16 protein-coding genes are annotated in these 14,781 nt (G+C 62.9%); 8 read left to right on the forward strand and 8 right to left on the reverse strand.

Features of this window, described 5'->3' with window-relative positions; genetic code table 11:
• Positions 1-96: 96 nt before the first annotated feature.
• The 4 genes from LB532_RS17055 to LB532_RS17070 are packed head-to-tail and all read right to left on the reverse strand — an operon-like array spanning position 97 to position 3,142.
• The gene (locus LB532_RS17055; protein ID WP_140500419.1) at positions 97-570 is read right to left on the reverse strand and encodes a hypothetical protein; all 474 of its coding nucleotides are present in this window, start codon (positions 568-570) and stop codon (positions 97-99) included.
• A 58-nt stretch (positions 571-628) separates the two neighbouring features.
• A complete protein-coding gene (locus tag LB532_RS17060) occupies positions 629-1,063 on the reverse strand; it encodes a cupin domain-containing protein (protein ID WP_140640401.1) in 435 nt (144 codons plus the stop codon).
• 2 nt (positions 1,064-1,065) lie between these two features.
• On the reverse strand, positions 1,066-1,935 hold the full coding sequence (locus LB532_RS17065) for a phosphoenolpyruvate hydrolase family protein (RefSeq protein ID WP_140500416.1): 870 nt from the start codon (positions 1,933-1,935) through the stop codon (positions 1,066-1,068).
• 10 nt (positions 1,936-1,945) lie between these two features.
• The gene (locus tag LB532_RS17070) at positions 1,946-3,142 is read right to left on the reverse strand and encodes a Tm-1-like ATP-binding domain-containing protein (RefSeq protein WP_140640403.1); all 1,197 of its coding nucleotides are present in this window, start codon (positions 3,140-3,142) and stop codon (positions 1,946-1,948) included.
• A gap of 121 nt (positions 3,143-3,263) precedes the next feature.
• On the opposite strand from LB532_RS17070, the gene LB532_RS17075 reads away from it, so the two are divergent.
• The 7 genes from LB532_RS17075 to LB532_RS17105 all read left to right on the forward strand — a co-directional run bounded on the left by LB532_RS17075 (position 3,264) and on the right by LB532_RS17105 (position 9,972).
• Positions 3,264-3,947, forward strand: coding sequence for a TetR/AcrR family transcriptional regulator (locus LB532_RS17075; RefSeq protein ID WP_140640405.1), 684 nt, complete (start codon positions 3,264-3,266; stop codon positions 3,945-3,947).
• Positions 3,948-4,304: 357 nt separating this feature from the next.
• Positions 4,305-5,621, forward strand: coding sequence for an ABC transporter substrate-binding protein (locus LB532_RS17080; protein WP_140640407.1), 1,317 nt, complete (start codon positions 4,305-4,307; stop codon positions 5,619-5,621).
• Positions 5,622-5,690: 69 nt separating this feature from the next.
• The gene (locus LB532_RS17085; protein ID WP_140640409.1) at positions 5,691-6,596 is read left to right on the forward strand and encodes a carbohydrate ABC transporter permease; all 906 of its coding nucleotides are present in this window, start codon (positions 5,691-5,693) and stop codon (positions 6,594-6,596) included.
• A 1-nt stretch (position 6,597) separates the two neighbouring features.
• Positions 6,598-7,557, forward strand: a complete 960-nt coding sequence (locus LB532_RS17090) for a carbohydrate ABC transporter permease (RefSeq protein WP_140500406.1) — start codon at positions 6,598-6,600, stop codon at positions 7,555-7,557.
• Positions 7,554-7,787 (forward strand): hypothetical protein, encoded by a 234-nt coding sequence (locus LB532_RS17095; RefSeq protein ID WP_140513808.1) that lies wholly within the window; start codon positions 7,554-7,556, stop codon positions 7,785-7,787. The genes LB532_RS17090 and LB532_RS17095 overlap by 4 nt, the downstream gene beginning before the upstream one ends.
• The gene (locus LB532_RS17100; protein WP_140640411.1) at positions 7,784-8,887 is read left to right on the forward strand and encodes an ABC transporter ATP-binding protein; all 1,104 of its coding nucleotides are present in this window, start codon (positions 7,784-7,786) and stop codon (positions 8,885-8,887) included. The genes LB532_RS17095 and LB532_RS17100 overlap by 4 nt, the downstream gene beginning before the upstream one ends.
• Positions 8,887-9,972 carry an ABC transporter ATP-binding protein gene (locus LB532_RS17105; RefSeq protein WP_140640413.1) on the forward strand — a complete coding sequence of 362 codons (1,086 nt, stop codon included), beginning with the start codon at positions 8,887-8,889 and terminating at the stop codon, positions 9,970-9,972. The genes LB532_RS17100 and LB532_RS17105 overlap by 1 nt, the downstream gene beginning before the upstream one ends.
• Before the next feature lie 327 nt (positions 9,973-10,299).
• On the opposite strand, the gene LB532_RS17110 is transcribed toward LB532_RS17105, so the two are convergent.
• The 3 genes from LB532_RS17110 to LB532_RS17120 form a co-directional block, all read right to left on the reverse strand.
• On the reverse strand, positions 10,300-10,731 hold the full coding sequence (locus LB532_RS17110; RefSeq protein ID WP_140640415.1) for a DUF4437 domain-containing protein: 432 nt from the start codon (positions 10,729-10,731) through the stop codon (positions 10,300-10,302).
• A gap of 146 nt (positions 10,732-10,877) precedes the next feature.
• The gene (locus tag LB532_RS17115; RefSeq protein WP_224556999.1) at positions 10,878-11,849 is read right to left on the reverse strand and encodes an AraC family transcriptional regulator; all 972 of its coding nucleotides are present in this window, start codon (positions 11,847-11,849) and stop codon (positions 10,878-10,880) included.
• 105 nt (positions 11,850-11,954) lie between these two features.
• A complete protein-coding gene (locus LB532_RS17120; protein ID WP_140640419.1) occupies positions 11,955-12,941 on the reverse strand; it encodes an AraC family transcriptional regulator in 987 nt (328 codons plus the stop codon).
• A 91-nt stretch (positions 12,942-13,032) separates the two neighbouring features.
• Between LB532_RS17120 and LB532_RS17125 the strand changes: the two genes are divergently transcribed.
• Positions 13,033-14,247, forward strand: coding sequence for an MFS transporter (locus LB532_RS17125; protein WP_140640421.1), 1,215 nt, complete (start codon positions 13,033-13,035; stop codon positions 14,245-14,247).
• Between the two features lie 120 nt (positions 14,248-14,367).
• On the opposite strand, the gene LB532_RS17130 is transcribed toward LB532_RS17125, so the two are convergent.
• A complete protein-coding gene (locus LB532_RS17130; RefSeq protein WP_140640423.1) occupies positions 14,368-14,715 on the reverse strand; it encodes a GFA family protein in 348 nt (115 codons plus the stop codon).
• Between the last annotated feature and the right edge of the window lie 66 nt (positions 14,716-14,781).

The following is a 14,781-nucleotide window of genomic DNA, read 5'->3' on the forward strand; positions in this document are numbered from 1 at the left end:
GTCTCGATTGTCTCTAAAGCGCGTCGCGTCGAAACGAATTCATGCGCGGTGCTTTGTCGTTGCCGCTAAACAGAAATCACTTTTGCGCGACATGCATTAAACCATTCCTGTGCAGACGACTTCCAATCTTCCGTCGATCGTCTGGGTGCAGCATATGGTAAGCCCCTCGGATGCGGAGACGACGGCGCAATCGGATGCAAACGTTGACGCCCACGGACTGCCGGACTTGGCGTTGCGATGGAACCAGGAAAGTTGGCTCTGAAGCCCGGCCATGATCATAAGCAGGGCATTGATGTCACGTTGATCCGGCGAGGGCGGTGTAAAAGCGATCTTGACCAGCGGATGCTTGTGGTCTTTGCAGTTGACCGTCCGTACCTGCTCGACCGTCTGGATCAAGCTCAGCGGCACGGGTATCCAGGATTCGCAGGACAAATCGGTCGAAAAGAGAAGCGTTGACGGATCGGCGTCGTTGGCCTTGACAATACCGCCGACCGTCATGGCCGGGTTGCCGTCCGGCAGGCTGCCCGTTGCGAGCTTTTCCACGAATTCCTGGGGACTGAAACGCGTCATCGCACGATCATTCTCTCTCAAGGAGGCATGCTGGAACATAGCATATCGGAAGGGCGCCTCAAAGTCGCGAGCGAGGGGAATTCCCGGCCGGCAGCAACCTGAAATCCGGCAGTTCGCGCAATCCCAATTCCGGCCCTGCCGGTGAATAGACGACGAACAGCTGCATCGGCCCGTCGCCGGTGTTGAGCGTCGAGTGGAAGCGGCTCTCGGGCACGTAGATGGTGCAGCCAGGGCCGACCTTCTCGACAACCGGAGTGCCTTGCTCGTCCTCGACCATCTGCTCGCCATGACCGGAGATGACGAAGATGATTTCTTCCGCGCCGGGATGGTTATGACGGGTATGGCCCTTGCCCGAGGGCAGGTCGACGAGGCCGCCGGAAAAACGGGTTGCGCCGTTCACTTCCGGTGCGACGGTCAGCGACAATTTTCCCCAGTCGAACCCGAAGGCGCTGACATCCTTCGGATACACGAACATCTTGCTCTTGTCGGTCATTCTCATGATCCCTTCTTTTTCTTCGTGGTCGTCTTCAGGCCGCCAAGCGTGACGGCCTTGAAATCGGCGGTCTGCCGGGCGATCGCCGCTTCCGCCGGCAATCGCTCCATCGAGCTCGCGCCATAGAAGCCGTGCAGCCCCTTGCAGCGTTCGAGGATGTAGCGCGCGTCGTCCGGCATCGAGATCGGCCCACCATGGCAAAGCAGGATGACATCCTTGCGCACCGAACGGGCCGCTTCGGCGATCGCGTCGATGGCGACCACGCAATCGTCGAGCGACTTGGCAGAGGTGGCGCCGATGGAGCCCCCTGTCGTTACCCCCATATGAGCCACGACGATATCGGCGCCGGCCCTGGTCATGGCGCGCGCCTCGTCCGGGTTGAAGACATAGGGCGTGGTGAGAAGATCGAGCTTGCGGGCTTCGGCGATCATGTCGACCTCAAGCCCAAAACCCATGCCGGTCTCCTCGAAGCTCTGTCGCATGCTGCCGTCGAACAGGCCGATGGTGGGGAAATTCTGCACCCCGGAAAAACCCATCGTCTTCAGTTCGGAGAGCAGCAGCGGCATGATGACGAACGGATCGGTGCCGTTGACGCCGGCCAGCACCGGCGTCTTCCTGACCACCGGCAGCACCTCGTAGGCCATCTCCTTGACGATCTCATTGGCATTGCCATAGGCGAGCAGGCCCGCGGCCGAACCGCGACCGGCCATGCGGTAGCGACCGGAATTGTAGATGATGATGAGGTCGATGCCGCCGGCCTCCTCGGCCTTGGCCGACAGGCCGGTGCCGGCGCCGCCGCCGACGATCGGCACGCCCTTGTCGATCATTCCCCTGAATTTCTTCAATATGTCCTTGCGCGGTATTGCCGGCATGTCTTGGATCTCACTGTCTGGCGATTTCGAGGAAAGCCGCGACCGCGGCCTTGGCGAATCGGGGATCATTGATGTGCAGCGGCAGGCGCGTCAGCCGGCGCGTCGCGTTCGGCTTGATCGTGCGCTCGATGGCTTCGAACAGGGCGGCATCGGCTTGCGGGTCGAAGAAGGCGCCGCCTTCGATGTCGAGCGCGGAGACGCCTTTCTCCGGGATAAGGAAATGCACGGGCCCCTCGCAGCGGGCGAGCCTTGTGCCGATCCACTCGCCGATCTTGCGGCATTCCTGCGCCGTCGTGCGCATCAGCGTGACGTTCGGGTTGTGCTCGTAGAACAGCCGCCCGCGACAATGGTCCGGAACGGTCGAAGGCGCCCAGAAATTGACCATGTCGAGCGCGCCGACCGAGCCGACATAAGGCAGGCCGGTGCGGGCAACGGCACCGAAACGATCCTCCGTCGCCGGCAGCACGCCGCCGAACAGGAGATCGCAGACCTCCGTGGTGGTGATGTCGATGAGGCCGGACAGCAAGCCGCTGTCGGCCAGTTTCTCCATGCTGCGGCCGCCGGTACCGGTGGCGTGAAACACCATGCAGTCATAGGTCGAACGGAGCTGATCTGCGATTGCCGTCACGCACGGCGTGGTGACCCCGAACATGGTGAGGCCGATCGACGGCTTGCCCTCGGGCGGCGGCGGCGGTCCGGCGGCCATGCCCGATATCGCCTGGGCCGCATTGTGCAGAACGACACGCGAGAGCTGGTTTAGCCCGGCCATGTCGGTCACCGATGGCATCATGATGATGTCCGAGATGTCGACATAGGGCGCGGTGTCGCCGGAAGCGAGCGTCGAAACCATGATCTTGGGCAGGCCGAGCGGCAGCGTGCGCATGCCTGCGCTGATGATCGACGTGCCGCCGCCGCCGCCGATGCCGATCATGGCGGCAATGTCGTTTCGCGATTGGGCAAAGCGAGCGAAGGCGATGCCCATGGCGGCGACCGCCGCGCCGCGGTCATTGCCGGCGAGCACCGCGTCTCGCCCGCCAGGATGGTGGCCCGCCACATCCTCAGCGGCAATGTCGACCGGCACGCTCGCGCCGCGCGTTCCGACGTCGACCCGGCAGACAGCGGCACCCGTGGCGGCGATCGCGTCGGCCAGGAAGGCGAGTTCCTCACCCTTGGTGTCCGCGGTGCCCACCACATAAATGCGCTTCATCGATGCCTCCCTCTGCCGGTCCAAGTCACCCAAAGGCTCAGTGCTCTACAGAGCGTCAACCTAGCCATTCCGAAAACGAGGAGGTCATTGCAATTTTTTGAGACGCGCGTATCATATTGACATGAATGTCTCACGTCAACACGCCGCAACAAGCGACGACACCGCCGGGGGATCCGAACGTGGACCACGCGCGCGCACGAAACGGCTGATGCTGGAGACGGCGACGAGGCTGATGCAGGCAGGCGCAACACCTTCGGTCAGCGAGGTTGCCGAGGCGGCGCAGGTGTCCCGCGCCACCGCCTATCGGTATTTTCCGAGCCAGGCGGCACTGGTGCAGGCAGTGGTCGACGAGGGGCTCGGGCCGATCCTCACCTGGAAATCCACTTCTGCCGATGCCGAGCGCCGCGTTGCCGAGCTCTTCGACACGGCCATGCCTCGCATCGAGGCTTTCGAGGCGACATTCAAGGCGGCATTGAAACTGTCGCTCGATCAGTGGGCGCGGCGCCAGGCCGGTACTTTGGGCGGCGAACCGGCCTTCAAGCGCGGCCACCGCGTCGAATTGCTTCAGGACGCGCTCGCTCCGCTCAAGGGCCGGCTGCCGCCGCGCGACCTCAAGCGGCTGGCGCAGGCGCTGTCGCTGATCTTCGGCGTCGAGGTGCTTATCGTGCTGAAGGACATCTGGGGACTGGACGGTCGCCGGACGATGTCCGTTGCCCAGTGGGCGGCGGTCGCCCTGGTGCGCGCGGCGATCGCGGACTCAGTGTCCGAAGCACAAGCGATCGAACCAACAAGGGTCACGAAATAGCAGGTATCTGGTTCTACCAGATTTGCATGCCGGCTGCCGATATTAACCGCAATGCTGAAGCATGAACAAGGCCGATGTCTATCAATGAGTAGGAAAATTTAGGAAAAACAGGCAGATAAGACTGGAATTCGAGACTTCGAGCTGTCACCATTGCTCAAGAAAGGGCTTGACGGAGCTTCAAAATTGGTAATACCAGATCAAAGGAGAAAAGCGGATCGAAAGTGAGGGCTGCGATCCATTTCCGGACGGGCGAGGAGGCTCCAAACCGGAAGGCGCGACCAAGGGAGGAACTACCAGGGCCGGCCCCGTTTGCCGGCTCGCTTGATACGGTAGAATGCGCACAAGGGAGGAAACATCATGCGCAAGATAGTGACCAGCTTGCTTGCTGGTATCGGCTTGACACTCGCCTGCGGAACATCCGTCTACGCCCAGGACAAATCGCTCACCATCTTCTGGGCGGAATGGGATCCGGCCAACTACCTCCAGGAACTCGGCAACGAGTACGAGAAGGAAACCGGCGTCAAGATCACGGTGGAAACCACGCCCTGGGCCGACTTCCAGACCAAGGCCTTCACCGAGTTCAACGCCCATGGCGACGCCTACGACCTGGTCGTCGGCGACTCGCAATGGCTCGGCGCCGGCTCGACCGGTGGCCACTATGTCGACCTCACGGAATTCTTCAACAAGCACAAGCTCGGCGAGGTGATGGCGCCGGCGACGGTGAAGTACTACGCCGAATATCCTGGCAACAGCGGCAAGTACTGGGCCATCCCGCTCGAAGGCGACGCCGTCGGCTGGTCCTATCGCAAGGACTGGTTCGAGGATCCCAAGGAGAGGGAAGCCTTCAAGGCCAAATACGGCTACGACCTCGACGTGCCGAAGGATTTCAAGGCGCTGCGCGATATCGCCGAATTCTTCCACCGGCCGGACCAGAAGAGATACGGCATCGCCATCTACACCGACAATTCCTATGACGCTATGGCGATGGGCTTCGAGAACGCGCTGTTCTCCTATGGCGGCGAACTGGGTGACTATTCGACCTACAAGGTCGACGGTTTCATCAACTCCGACAAGGCTGTCGCCGCGCTCGACGCCTATAAGGAACTCTACAAGTTCACGCCTCCGGGCTGGGCCAAGTCGTTCTTCGTCGAGGACAACCAGGCGATCACCGAAAACCTGGCCGCGATGAGCATGAACTACTTCGCGTTCTTCCCCTCGCTAATCAACGAGGCGTCGAACCCGAACGCCAAGAACACCGGCTTCTTCGCCAATCCTCCCGGGCCGAACGGCGACCAGTTCGCCGCACTCGGTGGCCAGGGCATCTCCGTCGTCTCCTACTCGCAGAAGCAGGACGAGGCGATGAAGTTCCTGGAATGGTTCATCAAGGACGAGACCCAGAAGAAGTGGGCGGCACTCGGCGGCTACACCTGCAGCGCAGCCGTGCTCAAATCGGAAGAGTTCCAGAATGCGACGCCCTACAACAAGGCCTTCTACGAGACCATGTTCAAGGTGAAGGATTTCTGGGCTGTGCCGGAATATGCCGAACTGCTCCAGCAGCTCAACCAGCGCGTCTATCCCTACATGATCGGCGGCGAAGGCACCGCCAAGGAAACGCTCGACGCACTGGCCGCCGACTGGAACGCGACCTTCAAGAAATACGGCCGCGGCCAATAATCGTTCATGTCCCACGGAGGGGGCGCTCATGCCTCCTCCGTTTCTTTTTCTTCAAGCGGGAGCAGGGTCTTGGCGACCACGATGATCACCACGCTGGACAGATCTTCACGCGCGGCCGCGCGTGGCCTTAGCGATATTTCAATCCGCAATCTTTTCATCATCCCGACGATCCTGTTCCTGATCGTCTTCAACATCTTTCCGCTGATCTATTCGCTCGGCTATTCCTTCACCGATTTCCGCGCCTCGACCAACGCGGCGGCGAATTTCGTCGGGTTGCAGAACTACCGCGACCTGCTCAGCGACCCCTATGTCTGGTCCAACTTCGCCATCACCGCCAAATACGTGATCATCTCGGTCGCCGGACAGTTGCTGGTCGGCTTCGGCGTGGCGATGCTGCTCAACCGCGATATCCCGCTGAAGGGCCTGCTGACGACCCTGCTGCTGCTGCCGATGATGCTGTCGATGGCCGTCGTCGGCCTGTTCTGGAAACTGCTTTACGACCCGTCATGGGGCGTCATCAACTATGCGCTCGGGCTTGGCAATTTCGAGTGGCTGGCCGACCCCAAGATGGCACTCTACGCGGTGGCGCTGACCGACATCTGGATGTGGTCGCCCTTCGTCATGCTGCTGTCGCTGGCCGGCCTCTCGGCGGTGCCGAAGCACCTCTACGAAGCCGCCGCTATCGACCGCGCCGGTCCGTTCTACACCTTCTTCCGCATCACCTTGCCGCTGGTCGCGCCGATCCTGATGATCGCCGTCATCTTCCGCACCATGGAAGCGTTCAAGACCTTCGATCTGGCCTATATCCTGACCACCCAGCCGACCGCTGAACTGATCTCGATCCGGCTCTACAAGATGGCGTTCCAGGAATGGCAGACCGGGCGCTCCTGCGCGCTCGCCTACATCGTGCTGATCATGGTGCTGGCCATCACCAACATCTACGTCAAATATCTCAACAAAGTGAAGGAGCGCTGAGATGGCCGCCGTCCGCACTTCTTCCGAGATCGCCCTCAACCGCGTCGCAATCGTCGCCGTGCTGGTGGCGACAGTGATCTTCCTGGCGCCGATCTACTGGATCGCCTCGACGGCGTTCAAGCCGCGCAATCTTGCCACCACCATCCCGCCGACCGTCGTGTTCCAGCCGGAGATATCGCCCTTCGTGAAGCTGTTCACCAAGCGCTCGCAATTGCGCAGCCCGCCTTCGCCGGAAGAATACGCGGCGGCGCCCTGGTGGGAACGCGTCGTCTTCGACGGCGGCGAAAAGATCGTGCGCGACGGCAAGGGCCAGGTGCAATGGTCGGGCTATCCGAACCGCTTCATGAATTCGCTGATCGTCGCGATCACCTCGACGGTGCTGGCGGTCGGCATGGGCACGTTCACCGCCTATGGCTTCTCGCGCTTCAGGGTCAAGGGCGAGGCGGACCTTTTGTTCTTCATCCTGTCGACCCGCATGCTGCCGCCCGTGGTGGTGGCGATCCCGATGTTCCTGATGTACCGGGCGGTCGGCCTCAACGATTCCCATATCGGGCTGATCATCCTCTACACCGCCTTCAACCTGTCCTTCTCGGTTTGGCTGATGAAGGGTTTCATGGACGAGATCCCGAAGGAGTACGAGGAAGCGGCGCTCGTCGACGGCTATACGCGCATGGAAGCCTTCTTCAAGATCGTGCTGCCCGAAGCCGCCACCGGCATCGCCGCCACGGCCGTATTCTGCTTCATCACGGCATGGAACGAATATGCCTTCGCGCTGATCATGACCAATCGCCGCGCCCAGACCGCGCCGCCCTTCATCCCGAGCCAGGTCGGCTCCGGCCTGCCGGACTGGACGGTGATCGCCGCCGGCACTTTCCTGTTCCTGCTTCCTGTCGCCATTTTCACCTTCCTGCTTCGTAATCACCTGTTGCGCGGCATGTCCTTCGGAGCGATCCGCAAATGAGCTTTCGCGCCATCAACCAGAAATATCTGGAACCAGGCAGCCAGGTGCTGATGGTGCTCGGCATCGTTGCGCTCTGCCAGCCCTGGAACTTGCTGCTGCACAGCTATGGGCTGACCATCATCCTGATCGGCCTGATCGGCTTCAACATCACCTCCAAGATCGCACCGCAAGAGGAAGCCGGGACCGGCCAGTCAGGCGATCCGCAGCGAAATCCGGGAGCGCAGCATTGACCCAGATCGAGCTTCGCGGCGTCCAGAAGTTCTTCGGCGCCGTCCAGGTCATCAAGGACCTCAACCTCAGGATCGAAGACAACGAGTTCATCGTGCTGCTCGGCCAGTCGGGCTGCGGCAAGACGACGACGCTGCGCGCCATTGCCGGGCTGGAGACGATCGACGAGGGCGACATCCTCATCGACGGCAAGCCCATCCAGCATCTGAAGGCCGCCGACCGCGACATCGCCATGGTCTTCCAGTCGTTCTCGCTGTACCCGCATATGAGCGTCTACGAGAACATCGCCTTTCCCTTGCGCGCCACGCGAAAGAGCAAGAGCGAAATCGACCAGGAAGTTCGCTCGGTCGCCAAGACGCTGCAAATCACGGACCTGCTCGGCAAGAAGCCGTCGGCGCTGTCGGGCGGCGACATGCAGCGCGTGGCGATCGGCCGGGCGCTGGTGCGGCGGCCGAAGGCGATGCTGATGGACGAGCCGATCGGCGCGCTCGACGCCAAGTTGCGCGAGGAAATGCGGGCAGAGATCAAGCGGCTGCACATCAAGCAGGGCTCGACCACCATCTACGTCACCCACGACCAGATCGAGGCGATGAGCCTCGCCGATCGCATCGTCATCATGCATGAGGGGGTGCTGCAGCAGGTGGGCTCGCCCGACGAGGTCTATTCGCACCCGGCCAACCTGTTCGTGGCACAATTCGTCGGCAGTCCGGTGATGAACGTGGCCGACGCGGCGGTGGCCGAAAAAGCCTCGTCGGCCTCGGTGACGGTGGGTGATGCGCCAACCGGCTTCGAGTTCCCGCGCGCGCTCCTGTCGAAGCTCAACGGCCATGCGGGCGGCCGGCTGGCACTCGGCATCAGGCCGGAAGGCGTCCTCATCCGCCGTGAGGCGGCGGAGGGTTTCATGCTGGTCGAGACGCAGATCGTCGAGCCGCTCGGCTCGTTCGACATCGTCGACCTGAAAGTCGGCTCCAAGATGCTGCGCGCGCGCACCAAGAGCGGCTTCATTTCGGGTCCCGGCGAGAGGGTGTTCGCCAGGATCGATCCGACACAGGCGCATTTCTTCGACGCGGCGAGCGGCAAGTCGCTCGGAGTGAGACTCTGATGGCCCATATCCAACTCAAGAATATCTCCAAGACCTTCGGCAACCACACCGCGCTGACCGGGCTCGATCTCGACATCGCCGATGGCGAGTTCTTCGTCCTGCTCGGCGAGACGGGCGCGGGCAAGACAACGACGCTGCGGCTGATCGCCGGACTGGAAAAGCCGAGCGAGGGCCAGGTCTTCATCGACGGCATTGACGTTGCCGACTGGGGCGCCGCCGAGCGCGACGTGGCGCTGGTGCTACAGCAATATTCACTCTACCCGCGCTATACGGTGCGCGAAAACCTCGAATTCCCGCTGAAGCCGAAGATCCGGCGGCTGCCCGACGCCGAAATCAAGGATCGCGTCGACCGCGCGGCGCGCACGCTCAGGATCGAGCATCTGCTCGACCGCAAGACCGACCGGCTTTCGGGCGGCGAGATGCAGCGCGTCTCGATCGGCCGCGCCATCGTGCGCAAGCCGCGCGTGTTCCTGATGGACGAGCCGCTGTCGGCGCTGGACGCCAAGCTGCGCGAGGCGCTGCGCACGGAACTGAAGAACCTGCAGATGCAGCTCGGCGCCACCTTCCTGTTCGTCACCCACGACCAGATCGAGGCGATGTCGATGGGCGACAAGGTGGGCGTGCTCAACCATGGCCGCATCGCCCAGACCGGCACGCCGCATGAGATTTACAACAATCCGCGCGACACCTATGTGGCGAGCTTCGTGGGCTCGCCGCCGATGAACCTCATCGACGGCAGGCTTGTCAACGATCGTGCGATCATGGCGCCGCTGAATTTCGAATTGCCGCTTTCGGGGGGAGCCAGGGCGAGTGCGGCGACCGACGGTCGCCCGCTCGTCTTCGGCATCCGCCCCGAGGATGTCTATCTCGAGAGCGGTGCGCCGGTCGAGGCGCGCGTCCACGACGTCGAAAACCATGGCGTGGAAAAGATCCTGACGCTGCGCGTGGGCGAGACCACGCTGCGCGCCACGGTGCCGGCGAGGACCGATGTCGCGATCGAGCAGCCGGTGCGCTTTGCCTGGAATCCGGACAAGGTGGTGCTGTTCGACAAGGGCAGCGGCGTGAGTTTGCGTCACGCCGGATGAGGCGAATATCGCGAATGCTATGTTCCGGACAGCGCCCTAAACAAAAAACCCGCCTTGCGGCAGGGCAAGGAATCCGGGTTAACGGGTCCCTCCGGAGCCTTGGTCGGTGCGCTGTTGCTGAAGCCTTGAACGGAAAAACCCGCCTGTGCGGCGAGTCCCTGGCGCAACTCAGCACCATAACCAAATATCTACCATAGTTGCCTTCACCCAGTCAAGAAAAAATTCCTATCATGGGAAACTGCCACAGCGGGACTGGCTGTGGTCAGGTCTTGTCAACCCGAGTTCTGAAGTCCCGCAGCAATGCCGGTCGACAGCCGTCCCGCACCTCTACTTCGGCAGGTAGGTCTCATAGGGCTCGGTGTTGATCAGCAGGATCACGCACTCCGTGTCCGAGAGGCAGGCGTCGTCATGCATCTCATTGGCCTTCTGGGTCCAGTAGGATCCGGGAGGCAGCTCGACCTTGCTCGCCTCGCCGCCTTCCATCTGCCAGTGCGCCCATAGGCCCTGGATCACCACGGCGCGATAATCGGCGGTGTGCGCGTGAACAGGAGCGCGCCAGTTGCCCGGGACTTTCAGCAAGGTACCCGCGGGGCCCTTGGCCCTTTTTCCCCATAGCGGTCCGAGACGCTGCGGTTGGTCCGGCGCCTCAGAAACATAGGGAATCTTGTTGGCCGGCAGATAGCTGTCCTCAAGGGCAAAGGCATGGTCGGGGATAATGAGCATTGCGGCCAGCGTCAGGATTTTCAGATGATTTGGCATCGCTTCCCCTCTTCGTGCCGAGTTGCCGCCGGCGCTCGCCTTTTGGACGGCAAGCTATTGCAAATGGCCAAACCGGGAATGGCATTCTGTCCGGAACACTTGGCAATTCATCCAGGCCGGAAATCGCCACTCCAAACAGCGTTGATTTAGCCTTTTCCCGAGCCGCCGCCCGCGGCGCGCAAATGGCTGGGCGGGCTGCCGACGATGCGCTTGAAGGCCCGGCTGAACGACGCTTCCGAATCATAGCCCAATCTGGCGGCGATCACCGACACCCGCACCCCTTCTTCCACGAGCCACCGCCTTGCCTGATGCATGCGCACCCCGGCGACATATTTTGCCGGTGTCTCTCCGACGACGGCCGTGAAACGTTCGGCAAAAGCCGACCGTGAGGCGCCCATTTCGCGGGCCAGCGCTTCGACGGTCCAGTTCCTGTCGGGCTGCCGATGAATTGCTACCAGCACGCGGCCGATGTCCCGATCCTTGATCGCCGCGATCCAACCCGTGATGTCACCGGTGCTGTTCTCCACCCAGGAGCGGATGATGGCTGCGGCCAATACATCGGCCAGCCGCGCCAGCATCATGCCGGAGCCGGCCCGGTTCCTCGTCGCCTCGTCGGCCATGGCTTCCAGCAAATGCGGGATGCCTGGCTCGCCGGCCATCAGCTCCTTCGCGCGCAGCATATCCGGCATCATGGCCAGCAGTGGATGCGAGCCATCGTGGTTGAAGTGCATGCTGCCGCAGAACAGCAGGGTTTTTGCACCATGGCCGCCGTTCGAGACGGCGTGGACATTGTCCTGCAGGGGCTCGACGCTGTAGCTTTCGAGCGGTTCGGCTTGCACACCGGGTGCGCTGGCGAGGATATGCTCGGCGCCCCGCGGCAACAGCAATGCATCGCCGGCTTTCAGTTCCATCCATTCGCCTAGTGGCGAAAGCAGCCAGCATCCGGCACGGCCGATGAAGTGAAACCGCGCCGCCTTCTGCACGGGAAAGAGCACGGCCCACGGCGCGCCCAGTTCGCAGCGGCCATAGTCGACGCCCTCGAGCCGCAGCGCGCGCAACATCTCGGTCAACGCACCCCCCGGGCCCGGCACAGTATCGTTGGGCGAGGTCAACTCCATGCCGATTCCTACAGCAGTTCAGCGTCCCACGGAACGCTGAACTGCCGTATCTCTTCGGGCAATTCGGGATGGAATTGCTCCAGCCTGAAGTCACGGCCTTGCGCTTCAGCCGGCCTGGCGGATCTCTGCATGTTCCTCGGCACGCAGGTGGCTGGGAGCCGAGCCGATGACGCGCTTGAAGGCCCGGCTGAAGGCGGCGTCCGATTCGTAGCCCAGGCGTGTGGCGACGACGGAAATCTTCTGGCGATCGCGCACCAGCCATTGCCGGGCCTGGTGCATGCGCACCTGGGTGACGTACCTGGCCGGCGTCTCGCCGACAATGGTGGCAAAACGCTCGGCAAAACCCGATCGCGAGGCGCCCATCATCCTGGCAAGCGCCTCGACGGTCCAGTCGCGGTCCGGTTCGAGATGGATGGCGGCCAGAACGCGCCCGATGTCCGGGTCCCTGACCGCCGCGATCCAACCGCTTGAATCGCCGCAGCCGCGCTCGACCCATGAGCGGATCACGGTGGCGGCAAGGACGTCGGCGAGCCGCGCCAGAATGCCGCCGGAGCCGACGCGCTCCATCGTCACTTCACGCGCCATCGAGTCCAGGAGATGCGGTATACCCGGCTCATAAGCTTCGAGTTCATGCGCGCGCATGACGTCAGGCATCATGCCGAGCAGGGGATGCAGGCCATCGATGTTGAAGTACATGCTGCCGAAAAAAAGCAGCGTGCCCGGACAGCGACCATCGGGGCACATGGCCTCGTTGGACATGCAATAGACGTCCTTGCAGACTTCTTCGGCAGCGTAGCCCTGGATCGGCCAAGCCTTGGTGCCCGGTTCGCTTGCCAGCACATGCGCTGCGCCACGCGGCAGCAGTGCCGCGTCGCCAACCTTGAGCTCTACCCACTCGCCCGAGGGCTGCATCAGCCAGCAGCCCTTGCGGCCGATGAAGTGGAATCGCGCCGCTGCCTGGGCCGGAAACTGGATGCCCCAAGGCTCCCGCATTTCGCAACGGGCGTAGTCGACGCCGTCGAGACGCAGCCCGCGCAATATGTCGGTCAGCGGATCGCCAGTGGTCGAAGTTTTGGACGAACGGTCAAACATAATGGTGTTTCTAGCATGGAAACTCCAGGCCGTCACTCCCTATGTTGCAGTGCAGCCAAATGTTGCGCTGCAACTTCATCGGAGACTGACCATGGCCGAACCCGCGACGGGCGTCGTCGACGCCGCCCTATTGAACACTGTCGATCAGGAGGAACGAACGGAGCCGGCATGGGGGGCCGTTGTTTCGCTGGCGCTTGGTGTTTTTGGTCTCGTCACGGCGGAATTCCTGCCCGCCAGCCTGTTGACGCCGATGGCGAGCGATCTCGGCGTCAGCGAAGGCGTTGCGGGACAGGCGGTCACTGCGACCGCGATCGTCGGCGCCATTGCCGCTCCGACCATGGCGATCATAACACGGCGCATGGACCGCAGGCTGGTGATGTGGATGCTGACGGCATTCCTCATCGCCTCGAACCTTTTGGCCGCCTTTGCCTCGTCGCTGTCCATGCTTCTGCTTGCCCGCGTCGTGCTCGGCGTTGCGCTGGGCGGCTTCTGGGCGATGTCGGCGGCCATGGCTTTGCGGCTGGTGCCGATGCGGCTGATGCCACGCGCCATGTCGATCATCCTGACCGGCGTTTCGTTGGCCACCGTCACCGCCGCCCCTGTCGGCGCCTATGTCGGCGATATCTGGGGCTGGCGCACGGCTTTCATGATCGCCACGGTCGTCGCTGCGCTGGCGTTGCTGGTGCAGGTGGCCACCATTCCGAAGCTGCCGCCGATGGGCGTGGCAAGTTTCCGCACTTTGCTCGAGGTGCTGGAGCGCCCGTCGATCAGGGTAGCGCTGCTGGTCGTGCTGCTGGTCGCTTCGGGGCACTTTGCCGGCTTCACCTATGTGCGCCCCTTCCTCGAGAAGATCCCGATGCTCGGCATCGAGACAATCTCGCTGGTGCTCCTGGCCTACGGCATAGGCGGCTTCTTCGGCAATATCGCCGGCGGCATTCTGGCCGAACGCAATCTCAAGGCCGCCGTCGCGTTGGCGCCCCTGCTGATCGCAGCGGCCGCCGCTTCGATGCTGGTCTTCGGCGCTTCGCCGGCGGTCGCCGCCGCCGCCGTCGCGGCCTGGGGCTTTGCCTTCGGCGCGGTGCCGGTCGGGCTGCAGACTTGGCTGGTGCGGGCCGCGCCCGATCAGGCCGAGAGCGCCGGCGGCCTGATGGTCGCGACCTTCCAGGTGGCGATTGCGCTCGGCGCCGTCTTCGGCGGCCTGCTGGTCGATCATGCCGGCGTCGCCAGTGCCTTCGCCTATTGCGGCGCGGCGACCTTGCTGGCCGCCGTCGTGGTGTTCCTGCTCGGCCCAAAACGCGCCGGGTAGGCTCTCCCGACAATCCTCCCTGACGTGGGCAACGGCCCGAGAACCATCAAGGTTCTCGGGCCGTTGCCGTTGCGATGGCGGCGTCGCTGACAGGCGGGCACGGCAGGCCGCTGGTGAAATTCAGGCTGAACGCCCGTCGAAGTCGAAGATCGACAAGGCGGAAGGATCGACATCGGCGACGCAGTTGATGTTGATATAGGCGCTGCGTTCACTCCCCTCGCGCACATCCTCGGCGAAAGGATGGATGCCGCAGGTGCGACAGAAGCGGTGCGCGATGGCGTGGTTGCCGAATGTGTAGGTGCCGATCTCGTCGCCCCAGGCCAGTACCCGCAGCGCCCGATGCGGAACGGCGCACAGCAAGGCCCCTTTGCGCGCGCAGATCGAGCGATTGCACCGCACGGCTCCGGTCAGTTCCGCCTCGAACTCGAAAGCGACCTTGCCGCAATGACAGCTGCCTTTGTAGAGCATCGTTTTCTTCCTTGCGTCCGCCAGGGGTGCAAAACCGCCCGCACCGGGTTAAGTCTCGGTACGCCA

The sequence above is a fragment of the Mesorhizobium sp. ESP-6-2 genome, assembly GCF_020164675.1.
Classification (GTDB): domain Bacteria; phylum Pseudomonadota; class Alphaproteobacteria; order Rhizobiales; family Rhizobiaceae; genus Mesorhizobium.

Excerpts from the sequence above, each read along its gene's own strand:
- LB532_RS17055 (WP_140500419.1), bottom strand. The coding sequence starts at position 570 with ATGACGCGTTTCAGTCCCCAGGAATTCGTGGAAAAGCTCGCAACGGGC.
- LB532_RS17060 (WP_140640401.1), bottom strand. The coding sequence starts at position 1,063 with ATGACCGACAAGAGCAAGATGTTCGTGTATCCGAAGGATGTCAGCGCC.
- LB532_RS17065 (WP_140500416.1), bottom strand. The coding sequence starts at position 1,935 with ATGCCGGCAATACCGCGCAAGGACATATTGAAGAAATTCAGGGGAATG.
- LB532_RS17070 (WP_140640403.1), bottom strand. The coding sequence starts at position 3,142 with ATGAAGCGCATTTATGTGGTGGGCACCGCGGACACCAAGGGTGAGGAA.
- LB532_RS17075 (WP_140640405.1), top strand. The coding sequence starts at position 3,264 with ATGAATGTCTCACGTCAACACGCCGCAACAAGCGACGACACCGCCGGG.
- LB532_RS17080 (WP_140640407.1), top strand. The coding sequence starts at position 4,305 with ATGCGCAAGATAGTGACCAGCTTGCTTGCTGGTATCGGCTTGACACTC.
- LB532_RS17090 (WP_140500406.1), top strand. The coding sequence starts at position 6,598 with ATGGCCGCCGTCCGCACTTCTTCCGAGATCGCCCTCAACCGCGTCGCA.
- LB532_RS17095 (WP_140513808.1), top strand. The coding sequence starts at position 7,554 with ATGAGCTTTCGCGCCATCAACCAGAAATATCTGGAACCAGGCAGCCAG.
- LB532_RS17105 (WP_140640413.1), top strand. The coding sequence starts at position 8,887 with ATGGCCCATATCCAACTCAAGAATATCTCCAAGACCTTCGGCAACCAC.
- LB532_RS17110 (WP_140640415.1), bottom strand. The coding sequence starts at position 10,731 with ATGCCAAATCATCTGAAAATCCTGACGCTGGCCGCAATGCTCATTATC.
- LB532_RS17115 (WP_224556999.1), bottom strand. The coding sequence starts at position 11,849 with ATGGAGTTGACCTCGCCCAACGATACTGTGCCGGGCCCGGGGGGTGCG.
- LB532_RS17120 (WP_140640419.1), bottom strand. The coding sequence starts at position 12,941 with ATGTTTGACCGTTCGTCCAAAACTTCGACCACTGGCGATCCGCTGACC.
- LB532_RS17125 (WP_140640421.1), top strand. The coding sequence starts at position 13,033 with ATGGCCGAACCCGCGACGGGCGTCGTCGACGCCGCCCTATTGAACACT.
- LB532_RS17130 (WP_140640423.1), bottom strand. The coding sequence starts at position 14,715 with ATGCTCTACAAAGGCAGCTGTCATTGCGGCAAGGTCGCTTTCGAGTTC.